Consider the following 13,922-nt stretch of genomic DNA (forward strand, 5'->3'; position numbering starts at 1 on the left):
CCGACAGGGTCACTCCTGTCGGCGCGTTATCTCAGGCCAGCGCTGAAATCTCTTCCAGCGATACTTTGCGTGTTTCGATGCCAAAACAAAAAAGAATCAGCGCGCATAGCATCAACATTGCTCCTAGCACGATAAAGACCGTAACAGAGCCATAGCGGGTCAACAAAATAGCGACGCCATAAGGCGTAAACACAGCGACAATCCTCCCCACCGCATTCACAAAACCCGATCCTCTCAATCTAAGATGCGTGGGCCATAGTTCCGGGACATAAACTGCAGAGGCAAAGCAGACATACATATACAGAAAAAAAATCATCACCAGTCCGTAGCTCAGAATTGCCCACTCTTCAGTTTGAAGCGAATAGAAATACCCAAGCAAGGCGATAATAATCAACAAGAATGAGCCAAACAATCGCCGAGGAAAGCGATCGATAATTAACGCGGCAATAAATATCCCAACCGGCGCGCCAATCATAATTATCGCGGTCATAAATATGGATTTCGTTACATCGATTCCCGAATTAACAAATATCGTCGGGATCCATACCGTAATGGTATAGAGCGAAATATTCATTGCAATAAGCACCGTGATCGCCACCAGTGTACAGCGCAACATTGGCCCCTTAAACAAGAGCCAAAATGAACCACTTATCGTGCTTAATTCCGCCGACGAGCATTCGTTCCGGCAGGATGGTAAAGTGATGTTTTTTTCTTTCTCAATTTGCGATTCCACCTGCATAAGATGTTTTTCAGCTTCGCTTCTCTGCCCTTTGCCAGCCAGCCAACGCGGGGATTCAATATAGTATTTTCCCGACAGATACCAGGCCAACAGCATTGCCATGCCGCCGAGCAGAAACATCACCCGCCAGCTTAAAAGTGCAATAATCACGACGCCAATTGCCGCAGATAGCATTGGTGCCCAGTTGCCGACAAATGACAGACGGGCAGACCATTTCCCACGAACCGCGGGTGGAATGAATTCTGTAAATGAGGCATAGCCCACCATAATTAGCGCCCCCATTCCAATCCCCATCAGACAGCGGAAGAAAATAAGCCAGTACATGTTGAGCACAAACGTTGCAGCGCAGGCTGAGGCCCCGACGATTAACAAATTGACGCGGAACGCTTTGCGTCGACCGAGATAATCACCAATAAAGCCACCGGCTAGCGAACCGATAAAGTAACCGAACATCAGCGCTGAGGTAAACGCGGCATTGAGATAATTGTTTGACCAGCCTGTGCTGACTAGTTTTGCTAATACCACATTCCCGGAATAGCTGAGAAAACCAGTTATTAACAAACTAAAACTAATAATTCCAAAAATACGAAAATGAAATCGAGATAAAGGTAAGCGATCTAATCTTGCGCCGATAGGGTCACATTGTTCCATCTGGATGCCTCAAATTCAGCTAAATAGAAAGTATGGCGATCGCGGCAGAAAAATTTTTGCCGCGCCATCCATCATCATTAGATTCTTATGGCATTTACCAGGTGCAAACTTAAAATAATATCGACACAACCCTCGTTATAGCTAATAAACGAGTTGAATATTATTCTCTTTGCAAAATGCAATCCACTCTGCACCCGGTGCCTTATTGGTTATTAGGTAATTAATATGGCTAAAGTCCACGAGCTGAACGAAAGCTTTACGGTCAAACTTTGAGTGATCAACTAACAGGGCCACCTCAGTCGCCTGGCGGATCATGGTTTTTTTGATTTCCGCTTCCGCTTCATTAGAATCAAGCGCCCCACTCTGCATATCCAAACCTTTGCAGCTCATCACCATGATATCAACATGATAACGGCTGATAATCTCCTTGGTGATTCTTCCCTGCAGCGACAGCGTATTCTTATTCAACTCACCGCCGGTAGAAACCACGTTAATTTCTGACTGCGCCAACTCATGAAATGCTTCAGCCGAATTGGTAAGCAACGTCAGATCGTTTCTTTCCTTCAACAGCTTTAATAATTCCATCGCGGTACTGCTGGAGTCGGCAGCCATTGTGGTCTTATTTTTAATAAACGGTAATGCATTACGGGCAATAATCTGCTTTTCTTCGAAGAAAGATTTTGCACGCTTATAAAAATGAATATTGTCGGACAACGCGGTGGTATTGAGCACTGCACCGCCATATGTTCGGGTCAAAAAACCTTCATCTTCCAGTTTTTCAAGATCGCGGCGAATCGTTTCCTCAGTCACCTGAAAGATTGAACTTAAATTAGATACCGCCACTTTCTTATCGTTAGCCACCATTTGCTTAATGGCTTGAATCCTGTCTTTTGCCGCCACGATGACACCTCTGTTTCCTGCAAAGTAATAATAAGACCCTAGTATCTCACAGGCTATGTTTATTTTCAAAAGAACATGTCTGAATCACAGATTTCAATACTTTTTTACGCAGAAACAGAGGTCAATTCTATCCGACTTAATTTATATCCAACGCTTCCGCCATTCGCCTCATCAATAATGAATCATCATCTGTCAGGGGAATGGTTAACGCCTCGACGTTCTCGCGAACCTGTTCAGGTGCGGTTGCACCACTCAGTAAGGTGATCAAATCGCTTTGCTTTAAAATCCACGCCAGAGCTAATGCGGGGATTGTGCAGCGGTATTTTTCACACAGTGGCTGCCACTGCTCTAGCATATCAATCACCCGCAGCATATTTTCCCGCTGAAACCAAACCTTGTTAGCCCGTGCGCCGCCAGGAACATAATCTCGGGCGATAGTACCAGTCAACAACCCCTGCTCAAGCGGTGAATATACCTGCACGATGATGCCATTCTGCTGGCATAGCGGCAGCAGATCAGCTTCCAGCGCCCGGTCAAGAATGCTGTACTTGGCCTGGATGATATCCAGCTCACCGTGTTTGAGATACTCCCTTATATGCCCGGCATCGACGTTCGCCGCACCAATCGAACGGATTTTTCCCTCTTTTTTCAGTGTGTTCAGCGTGTCTACGGTTTCCGCAATCGGCGTAAAACAGGGTTCAACCGACTGCCAGTGGGTCATATAAATATCAATACTGTCGATACCCAATCTTTGCAGGCTGGCATCAACCTCCTCACGAATCGACTCAGGCGTGAGGTTTTTATACAGCTGGCGATCGCCCACTTTGTTAAACAGGCTGCCTGTTCGCTCCCAGACGATGCCGCATTTGGTTTCAACCACTACCTCGCTGCGCGGTAACTTTTTCAGCGCCTGACCGACTATCACTTCACTGTTGCCAAAGTTGTATCCTGGCGCGGTATCAATCAGATTAATACCGCAGCGATGCGCCTCAACAATGGTATCAATACAAATCTGCAAATCGAGATCGCCATTCCATGCCGGACCGCCGCCAATGGCCCATGTACCTAATCCCATGCGGGAAAGCGTAATATCCGTACTGCCTAAAGGAATCATTTTCATCTGCCGCTATTACCCTTCGTATTCGTCAAGAAGTTGTTCAACCAGCTTTCTGTTCTTCACACCCGTTGTCGCACCCACGCTCAGTACCGATATTGCCGCCGTTGCATTAGCAAACAGCGCGCAGTCGCGAAGCGGCTTACCTTCAAGCAGCGCGGAGATAAATCCTGAAGCAAAGTTATCCCCCGCGCCGATGGTGTCGATGGCGGTAATCCCCGACACGGCCGGGACTACCATTTTCATATCGACACGTTTGATAAAGCAGCCTCTTTTACCGGTCTTAATCACGACGGTTTTCACACCACAGTTCAGGAAACTGTCGGCAATCTCATCCAGCGTATCTTTCCCGGTGAGCAGTTTTGCCTCTTCAAAATTGGGAAACAGATAATCCACGTAGCTCAACGCTTCACGGATGTCGTCCAGCGTTTCGTTAAGCCGTGGTTTAATCATGTCGGCGCAGATAATTAATCCATGCACTTTGGCCTGAGTGAAAATATCCGTTAACGCATGGCCATCAAGCAGCGGACTATTAAAAATACTCGCCAGCGACAGCAGCTTTGCCTGCGAGAATCGGTCAAAATCAACATCGTTTATATTCAGTTTCCATAAACTGCCGTTACGGTTAGTCACAAATGTGCGTTCACCATCAGCGGTGACTAAACCTACGTTAATGGAAGTATCAATATCAGCATCCTGCTTCAGGCTTTTAATATCAATATTCTCCCGATGGCAGTGGTCGACAATAAAATAACCGGCTGCATCATTACCTATCCGACTCATTAACGCCGTGCGATGGCCAAGGCGAGAAATAATCGTCGCCTCATTAATAGCGTCACCTCCCGTGGTCATTGCTATTCGTTCTAATGGATAAGAGTCAACATCAAAGATATTTTTACTCACTGGTTGCAAGGGAATATCAACAATTGCCGCCCCTATACAAATAACCTCGATATTATCCATATTGTCATTCCGCTTTACCGTCAGAGCCAAACAGTTTGATTTTCTCCAGCGCGCGCTCTTTTACCGCTTTGCGAACTTCACGCTCAACGTGCAGGAACGGCTGATTCTGGTTCTCCTGCACCGCCGCCATTGCCGCCTGGCACAGTTCGGTATGAATATTGATTTTCGAAATACCTAATGAAATGGCTTTTTTGATACCCGCATCGCTAATGCCGGACGCGCCGTGCAGCACCAGCGGAACGGATACCGCTTCGCGCACGCGTTTGACCACGTCGAAATTCAGTTTCGGCTCAGAAGTATAGACACCGTGCTGGTTACCAATCGCTACCGCCAGAGAATCGCAGCCGGTACGCTCGACAAATTCCGCCGCCTGGCTCGGGTCGGTATAGTGATAGCCCGCCAGCGCTTCTTCATAAACCGTTTCATTCCCCACGTGGCCCAGCTCCGCCTCAACCGGAATACCCAACGGATGGAAGAAGTCCACCGCCTCTTTAGTCAGGCGAATATTCTCTTCGAAATCAAAAGCGGAGGCATCGCGCATCAGTGAATTCATGCCGTGAGTCCAGGCGTTATGGATAATTTCCATACTGCGCCCGTGGTCCCAGTGGGTAATAACCGGCACTGAGGCTTTTTTCGCCATCGAAACCATCATATGCGAAAAATCTTCAAACGATGTATTACCCACAAAGCCGGTGCCGAATGAAATAATTACCGGCGATTTAGACTCTTCCGCCGCATCCATCACCCCCATTAACATTTCCGCATTCCACACGTTAAAGTGGGCAATCGCATAATGTTTATTCTGGGCATCATTTTCCCAATATTTAATATCTGCCAGCATGGTTGTCTCTCCCTTTTCAATAAATTAATGGTTAACTTTAATAACACCTTTGATAATTTCGCATTTGTTGTTAACTGACTCATCAAACGCGTGCTGAACATCTTCATAATCATAAATATGCGTCACCATCGACTTGACATCGAAACGCCCGGAGGAAATGGCTTCAATAGTGACCGGATAGCGGTTGGCGTAGCGGAAAACGGTCTGAATGGAGACTTCACGGTTAATTTTGAGGAAATTAATCGCCGAATCACCGGGAACCGTCCCAACGATCATGATTTTCCCGCCGCGCATCACCAGGTACGGAGCCTGCTTAACGGTGATCGCCGAGCCGGCAGTTTCAAAAACAATGTCAGCTCCCATATCGCCGGAGAACTGCTGACAGCGGGCAACGGTGTCCTCTTTCGCTCCGTTGATCACCGTCGTCGCACCAAGCTGCTCGGCCATGGCCAGACGTTTTTCCAGAACATCAACAACGGCGATGTCGGTAGCCCCCAAACATTTACAGGCTTGCAGGGTCATTAAACCAATACAGCCCGCCCCCAGAATGACGATTTTCTTGCCCGGTTTAACGTCTGCCAGCATTGCGGCATGCATCCCTACCGCCGCAGGCTCTACCAGCGCGCCTTCCATGGTGTCCATGTTATCGGGCAGCTTGTAAGTGAAGCTCTCCGGATGGCACAGATAGTGGGTTAGCGCGCCGCGATAATTAGGCTGCGTGGCCATAAAGTCGACATCAGGACAGATGTTGTATTTGCCCTCCAGACAGTAGCGGCAGTGACCACACGGCACGCCGGGTTCAATGTTCACCCGATCGCCCGGTTTAAATTTACTGACGCGATTTCCTACCGCCACCACCGTACCGGCACATTCATGTCCGAGGCCAATTTCCTGGTTTGGGTCTTTTGGCGGAATAAAGGGACCTGATTCGAAACCGTGAACATCTGAACCGCAAATACCTACGTATTCAATTTTGATCAGTACTTCATGCTCTTTGGGTACCGGGATATCGGCGGCAATAATTTTCATCGTGCCCGGCGTTTTTAATATCGCTTTTGAATTTTTCATTTTATTTCCCCATCAATATTATTTGCTGGTAACTGCATCAATACCGAGACTTTCGACAGAGACGCCTTTGGTTTCAATTCCGATGGTAGCAATGGCGACAGCGACAATAATGGAGACCGCACCCAGCAGGACAAACACCCCCGTTACGCCATAACCGTTAAGCAACACCGCCACCGCATAAGGCGCGGCGATACCGCTGATACGCCCTACCGCATTCGCCAGACCAGAACCGCGAAGTTTTGCTTCGGTCGGCCATATTTCCGGAACATATACCGCAGAGGCATAACAAACATACATATAGACAAAGGTAATCAGGAAGAAGCCAATTAGCGTAATCAGCAGCATGCTGGTTTGCAGTGAATAGATATATCCCAGCACGGCGATTAATACTAATAAGCCCACCCCCATGGTCTTTCTGTGAATTTTATCCATCACCAGCATGGCGATAAAAATCCCAAACGGCGCACCGAACATGCTCATGGTATTTAAGACAATCGAGTCTTTCAGGTTAATCCCCTGAGTCATAAATATGGTCGGCAGCCAGTTAATTAAGGTGTACTGCACAACGTTCATGGCAATCAGGACAAAGGAACCTAAAATAACGCGCTTCAGTAACACACCCGTTAATAAGGCCGAATAAGGAACCGTGCGCGGGGCTTTGCCGTCATCTTCAATTACCACAGGCGGCAGCGGCTTGCCGGTCTGCTGAACAACCCCTTCTTCAATGGCCCGCATCACCTTTTCAGCTTCGGCGTAGCGTCCGCGGGATTCCAGCCAGCGGGGCGACTCCGGGAAACTACGCCAGGCAATAACGGTCGCCACCAGCGACAGTATGGCCGGGATCAGCAACTGCACGCGCCAGTTCCATTCGGCGCTGATTAACGGCGTCAAACCCATCGCGATCAGCGAACAGAGCGGATAAGACCAGTTACCGATAAACGAGACCCGGCTTGACCAGGTGCCGCGATTCCTGCCGGGCATATATTCGGTGAACCCGGCAAACAGAGTCACCAGCAGCGCGCCTAATCCAACCCCCATGACAAAACGGCAGGCGATCAGGAAGGTCATATTCGGTGAGAATGCCCCAATGACCATGGCAATAATATGAATCGCTTCATACAGGATAAACGCATTTTTACGCCCGATTTTATCGCCTATGATTCCGCCGCCGAGCGCGCCGAGAAACATTCCCGCCGTCGTAATGGCGGAAAACGTGGCGGTGGTGGAATTATCAGTCCAGCCAAGTTCTTTTAACTGCGCGAGAATTAATCCGCCGACGGCATTACTCCAGCAGACCAGTAATCCAAAGGCGACCATGGCAAACATCGATGAGTGCCAGCGACAGTCAGGCAGCCTGTCCAGCCTGGCGCCGCAGTGCGGTTTCGCTATCTGTTCCATCCGGGAACCTTCCTTTAATAAATGGGATTATTCATCAAAGTCATAGGTCATGATGACCTTAATCGCGGTTTTATCGACCATGGCGTCAAACCCTTCGCGCCATTGCGACAAGCCGATACGGTGAGTAATCATCGGTTTAACTTTGATCGCGCCGCTGGCCAGCAGGCGTATAGCGTTGCGCCAGGATGTGGAATCGTAGGCCATATGGCCAATGATGCTTTTATTCCACGCGGTGATGTCGTTGATGGAGAAATCGAGAGGTTTAAAGCCCATACCGACGCGAACGACTTCACCATTCGGGCGCAGCATTTCGATTGATTGTTTAAGGGCGATATTGGCACCAGAGCATTCGATGACCAGCCCCAGATTGTCTTTACCGCAGATTTCCTGGCAGCGTGCAACCACATCTTCGGTCGAACCGTTAACGACAGCTGTCGCGCCCAGCTCTTTGGCGATCGGGAAGCGTACGGCAACATCCTCTTCCAGCCCGACCATCACAATATTAACGGCCCCCATAATGCGCGCCATTTGAACAGAAAAGAGTCCTAACGGACCGGTACCAAAGACCACCACATCCTGGCCTGGAAGAAATTTGGATTGCTGAGCGATAGATTTGTAGGCATTGCAGATAGGATCCAGTACAGCCGCCTCTTCATAATCTACCCCTGCCGGGATTTCCCACAGAGCATGGCGGTGAATTTTGAGGATTTCCCCAGGGACCAGACAATATTTAGAAAACCCACCGCCCCAAGTATTGTTGTCCAGACCTAAATTCACCTTTTCTGTACAACAAAGAAAATCGCCCTGTTCACAGGCCGGACAAACGCCGCAAACGTGCCCGCTGTTGTCAGACACAACTCGCTGTCCCACCTTCCAGTCCTTAACCTTGTCGCCAACCTGCACAATTTGACCCGCAAATTCATGACCACGAATCGAATTAAACTGCTCGGATCCACTGTCGACATTGTAGTGTTTCATGTCAGCGCCGCAGATAGCAGCAGCCTTAATTTCAATCACAACGTCATCCGGACCACATACAGGTTCCGGAACATCAATCATCTTGTAGCCGCCAAAGGCCTTGCCAAATCTCGCCAGTGCTTTCATGGAATTTTCCTTTGTGTTTAGTTTTGCATCAGTGACCATCATACTTATCCATATAATTTTTGAGGTCAACACCAAATCTTTAAAACACAGATTTTGATCTGTATTTCACAACCAAGATCACAAATAAATGCAAAGATGAACTGAAACCCAAGTGAACGTGGCTGCCGCTTCGCTAAAATGGCGTGAACCTCTTCGCATTTTTCCTGTTATGAAACTGTTAACCTGCGGATGCTGTTTTTTTCGCCACGCCATTTCCGTGGCGTGTTTGCTTGTTTAAATGTCAAAGAGGAACACCGATGAAACTATTGCCTTTGTTGGCAGCATTACCCCTGCTCTGCGCCAGCGTTGTTTCCGCCAGTTCACTGATGTCAGTTGGCTACTTTAATGGTGGCGGCGACGTCACTGCCGGTCCCGGTGGCGACATCAATAAACTGGATGTTCGCCAGATAACCCATCTCAACTATTCGTTTGGCCTTGTCTACAACAACGAAAAAGACGAGACCAATGACGCCTTAAAAGACGTCAGCAAACTGCATCAGATTTGGCTTTCACAGAAAGTGCAGGATGATTTGCTGAAAATTCCACAGCTGCGTAAACAAAATCCAAACCTGAAAGTGTTGCTTTCCGTCGGCGGTTGGGGAGCGCGTGGATTCTCTGGCGCGGCAGCCACGAAGGAAACACGCGCGGTGTTTATTCAGTCTGCGCAGGAGATAATTGCGAAATATGGTCTGGATGGCATCGACCTCGACTGGGAATATCCAGTTAACGGTGCCTGGGGACTGGTCGAAAGCCAACCGACTGACCGCGCTAACTTCACCGCGCTGCTAACAGAACTGCGCGCCGCATTGGGGCATAAAAAACTGCTGACCATCGCCGTGGGCGCAAATGCAGAAAGTCCGAAAAGCTGGGTGGATGTAAAAGCAATTGCACCATCGCTCGACTACATCAACCTGATGACCTACGACATGGCTTACGGCACCCAGTATTTCAACTCGAACCTGTATGATTCGACGCAATGGCCAACGGTCGCCGCGGCAGATAAGTACAGCGCCGATTTTGTGGTCAATAACTATCTCGCCGCCGGTCTGAAACCGAGTCAAATGAATCTGGGCATTGGCTTTTATGGACGGGTACCAAAACGCGCCGTTGAGCCAGGTATTGACTGGAGCAAACCTGACGCGCAGAAAAACCCGGCTACCCAGCCCTATTTCGAGTCAGCTCAAATTGAGTTGTTCAAATCACTGGGCGTCGACCTGAGCAAAGACACCTACGTGAAGTACAACGATATCGTGGCGAAGTTGATCAACGATCCGCAAAAACGCTTTAGCCAACATTGGGATGATGAAGCGAAGGTGCCGTGGCTGTCGGTACAGTCTGCGGATGGAAAAAAACTCTTTGCCCTCTCCTATGAAAACCCGCGTTCGGTGGCGATCAAAGCCGACTACATCAAAAGCAAAGGGTTGGCAGGCGCCATGTTCTGGGAGTATGGCGCGGATGACAATAATCAGTTGGCAAAGCAGTTAGCCGATTCGTTAGGCATCAAACACTGATCCCAACGCCTGACACAATAGGTTATGATTAGCGCATTCCGCTGCGCCAGCTTTTGGCGCAGCTCTTCATTTCTACTGGAGGCATGCGCTTTTATGGCTTTTATCCCTAAAAATTACGCCCGTCTGGAAGTCGGTTACCGGGAAAAGGCGCTTAAACTCTTTCCCTGGGTCTGCGGACGCTGTTCCCGTGAGTTCGTGTATTCAAATTTGCGCGAGTTGACGGTACACCATATCGATCACGATCACTCGAATAACCCGGAAGATGGTAGCAACTGGGAAATGTTGTGCCTGTACTGCCACGATCACGAGCATTCCAAATATACGGAAGCGGACCAGTATGGTTCAACGGTGGTTGCAGGAGAAGATGCGCAAAAGGCCGTAGGCGAAGCGAAATACAACCCGTTCGCCGATCTGAAGGCGATGATGAACAAGAAATAACATCAACTGCAGGCCCGACACAGATGTTTGCCGGGCCTGGGTAATCAGGATTTAAACGTCGCAATCGGTTCTGGTGTAATACCAAACTCAACCTTCAACTGCTGCTTGCTCTTCATCACCATCTCACCGTTGGTATCAATCGTCATATGCTGCGCGTCAATATTGTTTCGCGCCTGCCATAACATCACCAGCTGTAAGCTATTCTCTTTTTGTTCTGCCGTTAGCGCTACGCCATCCGGCCATTTTCCGAGTTCAACGGCAGTCGATAAGCGCTGATAAACTTCCGGCGTCATGCTGTTGATCATCTCATCAAGATTCATGTTAAATCCACTCTCCGTAGAATAATTTGCTGAATCGTTTCTTCAACCCTTGGTTTGCTCACCGTTTTCACCATCGGTGAAGTTCAAAGACGCTGAGTTAACGCAGTACCGTTCACCGGTAGGTTTCGGACCATCCGGGAAGACGTGTCCCAGGTGTGCATCACAGTTTCCGCAGCGGATTTCAATGCGCTGCATGCCGTGTGACGTATCTTTTATGTAACGGATAGCCTCATCGCTGACAGGCTCGTAAAAGCTGGGCCAGCCGCAGCCAGAGTCATATTTTGTCTCGGAACGAAATAGCGGATTGTCGCAGATCAAACAGTGGTAGATGCCGTCACGTTTGTTATGTAGCAAACGTCCGGTAAATGGCGGTTCTGTCCCGTGATTCTGCGTTACGTAGAACTGCATTTCGGTTAAATTTTTTTTCAGTTCTTCTGGAGAAGGTTGATTAGCCATTTGCTCACATCTCGCTTTATCTAAACTCACATCGCGAGACAGATTCTAACAAAACATTAACACCGGAGTGCGAACTTTTGTTCTAAACTTGATCCTTGCGAAATGGCAGCCTGCAATTCGTGATCAGAATCACGTTTTTATCTTGATTGCCCTTTAAAATTCGGGCCGCCGACCCCATGTGGTTTCAAGCCCAAAGGAAGAGTGAGGCGAGTCAGTTGCGCAAAGCTTAGGCAGCAGATTGATTTGTCGCAATGATTGACACGATTCCGCTTGACGCTGCGTAAGGTTTTTGTAATTTTACAGGCAACCTTTTATTCACTAACAAATAGCTGGTGGAATATATGACTATCAAAGTAGGTATCAACGGTTTTGGCCGTATCGGTCGCATTGTTTTCCGTGCTGCTCAAGAACGCTCTGACATCGAGATCGTTGCAATCAACGACCTGTTAGACGCTGACTACATGGCTTACATGCTGAAATATGACTCCACTCACGGCCGTTTCAACGGTACCGTTGAAGTGAAAGACGGTCATCTGATCGTAAACGGTAAAAAAATCCGTGTTACCGCTGAACGTGATCCGGCTAACCTGAAATGGGACGAAGTTGGTGTTGACGTAGTAGCTGAAGCTACTGGCCTGTTCCTGACAGATGAAACCGCTCGTAAGCACATCACTGCTGGCGCGAAAAAAGTGGTTCTGACTGGTCCGTCCAAAGATAACACTCCGATGTTTGTTAAAGGCGCTAACTTTGACAAATACGAAGGTCAGGACATCGTTTCTAACGCTTCCTGCACCACTAACTGCCTGGCTCCGCTGGCTAAAGTTATCAACGACAACTTCGGCATCATCGAAGGTCTGATGACTACTGTTCACGCGACCACCGCTACTCAGAAAACCGTTGATGGCCCGTCTCACAAAGACTGGCGCGGCGGCCGCGGCGCATCCCAGAACATCATCCCGTCCTCTACCGGTGCAGCTAAAGCAGTAGGTAAAGTACTGCCAGAACTGAACGGCAAACTGACTGGTATGGCGTTCCGCGTTCCTACCCCGAACGTATCCGTTGTTGACCTGACTGTTCGTCTGGAAAAAGCTGCTTCTTACGAAGAAATTAAGAAAGCAATCAAAGCTGCTTCCGAAGGCCCGATGAAAGGCGTTCTGGGTTACACCGAAGACGACGTAGTATCTACCGATTTCAACGGTGAAGTTTGCACTTCCGTGTTCGATGCTAAAGCTGGTATCGCACTGAACGACAACTTCGTGAAACTGGTATCCTGGTACGACAACGAAACCGGCTACTCCAACAAAGTTCTGGACCTGATTGCTCACATCTCCAAATAAGTTGAGATGAAACAGTAATCTGTAAGAGCGACTCAGGTCGCTCTTTTTTTTGCCTGAAGAAAGGATTGCGTAATGATTAATAAAATTTTTGCACTTCCGGTAATCGAACAAATTACCCCTGTCCTCTCCCGCCGTCAGCTTGATGAGCTTGAGGTTCTTGTTGTCGATCACCCACAGGTTAAAGCTTCTTTCGCACTGCAGGGCGCACATCTTCTTTCCTGGAAACCAAATGGTGAAGAGGAAGTCCTGTGGTTAAGTAATAATACCCCGTTTAAAACCGGCGTAGCGCTGCGTGGCGGCGTACCAATTTGCTGGCCGTGGTTTGGTCCGGCTGCTAAGGAGGGCCTGCCCTCGCATGGTTTTGCCCGCAACCTGCCATGGACGCTGAAAGCGCACAACGAAGACGACAATGGCGTGGTGCTGACGTTTGAACTGCAGAGCAACGCTGAAACGCGTCAGCTTTGGCCGCACGAGTTCTGTCTGCTGTCTCGCTTCAAAGTGGGAGCCACCTGTGAAATGGAGCTGGAAGCTCATGGTGAGTTTGAAACCACCTCGGCACTGCATACCTATTTCAACATTGGTGACATTGCGGCAGTGAAAGTCAGTGGTCTTGGCGATCGCCTGATCGATAAAGTGAATGATGCTAAAGAAGATGTGCTGGCTGATGGTATCCAGACCTTCCCGGACCGCACCGATCGTGTCTATCTGAATCCGGAAGCGTGCAGCGTGATTCATGATGATGCGTTGAATCGCAATATAGATGTTGTCCACCACCACCATCTGAATGTCGTGGGCTGGAACCCTGGCCCGGCGCTGTCCGTCAGCATGGGCGACATGCCGGATGATGGCTACAAAACGTTTGTTTGTGTAGAAACGGCTTACGCGACCGCTCCGCAGAAAACCACCGAAGAAAAACCATCTCGCCTCGCGCAGACTATTCGTGTAGCTAAACGCTAACACAGCTCTGCGCACCATGCCGGATGCGGCTAACGCCTTATCCGGCCTACAAACTACATACAGCCGTAGGCCTGATAAGCACAGCG

The 13,922-nt window shown here is 48.9% G+C and carries 14 protein-coding genes; 4 read left to right on the forward strand and 10 right to left on the reverse strand.

What is annotated here, in order from left to right:
* Positions 1-31 precede the first annotated feature (31 nt).
* The 8 genes from SK35_RS14290 to SK35_RS14325 form a co-directional block, all read right to left on the reverse strand.
* Positions 32-1,390: an MFS transporter gene (locus SK35_RS14290; RefSeq protein ID WP_048214361.1), complete on the reverse strand. Its 1,359-nt coding sequence runs from the start codon at positions 1,388-1,390 to the stop codon at positions 32-34.
* 141 nt (positions 1,391-1,531) lie between these two features.
* Positions 1,532-2,290, reverse strand: coding sequence for a DeoR/GlpR family DNA-binding transcription regulator (locus tag SK35_RS14295; RefSeq protein WP_032943120.1), 759 nt, complete (start codon positions 2,288-2,290; stop codon positions 1,532-1,534).
* A gap of 136 nt (positions 2,291-2,426) precedes the next feature.
* Positions 2,427-3,410, reverse strand: coding sequence for an NADH-dependent methylglyoxal reductase (ydjG, locus tag SK35_RS14300; protein WP_032943118.1), 984 nt, complete (start codon positions 3,408-3,410; stop codon positions 2,427-2,429).
* Between the two features lie 9 nt (positions 3,411-3,419).
* Complete coding sequence (locus SK35_RS14305) at positions 3,420-4,367, reverse strand: carbohydrate kinase family protein (protein WP_048214362.1); 948 nt, start codon at positions 4,365-4,367, stop codon at positions 3,420-3,422.
* Between the two features lie 4 nt (positions 4,368-4,371).
* A complete protein-coding gene (locus tag SK35_RS14310) occupies positions 4,372-5,208 on the reverse strand; it encodes a ketose-bisphosphate aldolase (RefSeq protein ID WP_048214363.1) in 837 nt (278 codons plus the stop codon).
* A 24-nt stretch (positions 5,209-5,232) separates the two neighbouring features.
* Positions 5,233-6,276 (reverse strand): NAD(P)-dependent alcohol dehydrogenase, encoded by a 1,044-nt coding sequence (locus tag SK35_RS14315; RefSeq protein WP_048214364.1) that lies wholly within the window; start codon positions 6,274-6,276, stop codon positions 5,233-5,235.
* 18 nt (positions 6,277-6,294) lie between these two features.
* On the reverse strand, positions 6,295-7,674 hold the full coding sequence (locus SK35_RS14320) for an MFS transporter (RefSeq protein ID WP_048214365.1): 1,380 nt from the start codon (positions 7,672-7,674) through the stop codon (positions 6,295-6,297).
* A 27-nt stretch (positions 7,675-7,701) separates the two neighbouring features.
* Positions 7,702-8,778 carry a zinc-binding dehydrogenase gene (locus SK35_RS14325; protein WP_048214366.1) on the reverse strand — a complete coding sequence of 359 codons (1,077 nt, stop codon included), beginning with the start codon at positions 8,776-8,778 and terminating at the stop codon, positions 7,702-7,704.
* A gap of 296 nt (positions 8,779-9,074) precedes the next feature.
* Between SK35_RS14325 and SK35_RS14330 the strand changes: the two genes are divergently transcribed.
* Positions 9,075-10,328, forward strand: a complete 1,254-nt coding sequence (locus tag SK35_RS14330; protein WP_048214367.1) for a glycoside hydrolase family 18 protein — start codon at positions 9,075-9,077, stop codon at positions 10,326-10,328.
* Between the two features lie 93 nt (positions 10,329-10,421).
* Complete coding sequence (yajD, locus tag SK35_RS14335; RefSeq protein ID WP_003832478.1) at positions 10,422-10,766, forward strand: HNH nuclease YajD; 345 nt, start codon at positions 10,422-10,424, stop codon at positions 10,764-10,766.
* Positions 10,767-10,810: 44 nt separating this feature from the next.
* Here yajD and SK35_RS14340 read toward each other — a convergent pair whose 3' ends face one another.
* Together SK35_RS14340 and msrB are read right to left on the reverse strand one after the other, a co-directional pair.
* Entirely contained in the window at positions 10,811-11,086 is a 276-nt protein-coding gene (locus SK35_RS14340; protein WP_003030693.1) for a YeaC family protein, read from the reverse strand.
* Between the two features lie 42 nt (positions 11,087-11,128).
* The gene (gene msrB / locus SK35_RS14345; protein WP_003832475.1) at positions 11,129-11,542 is read right to left on the reverse strand and encodes a peptide-methionine (R)-S-oxide reductase MsrB; all 414 of its coding nucleotides are present in this window, start codon (positions 11,540-11,542) and stop codon (positions 11,129-11,131) included.
* A 341-nt stretch (positions 11,543-11,883) separates the two neighbouring features.
* Between msrB and gapA the strand changes: the two genes are divergently transcribed.
* The gene (gapA, locus tag SK35_RS14350) at positions 11,884-12,879 is read left to right on the forward strand and encodes a glyceraldehyde-3-phosphate dehydrogenase (RefSeq protein WP_003030697.1); all 996 of its coding nucleotides are present in this window, start codon (positions 11,884-11,886) and stop codon (positions 12,877-12,879) included.
* 72 nt (positions 12,880-12,951) lie between these two features.
* Positions 12,952-13,836, forward strand: a complete 885-nt coding sequence (locus tag SK35_RS14355; protein WP_048214368.1) for a D-hexose-6-phosphate mutarotase — start codon at positions 12,952-12,954, stop codon at positions 13,834-13,836.
* Positions 13,837-13,922: the final 86 nt, after the last annotated feature.

The sequence above is a fragment of the Citrobacter sp. MGH105 genome (assembly GCF_001037485.2).
GTDB classification, from domain to species: Bacteria; Pseudomonadota; Gammaproteobacteria; order Enterobacterales; family Enterobacteriaceae; genus Citrobacter; species Citrobacter portucalensis.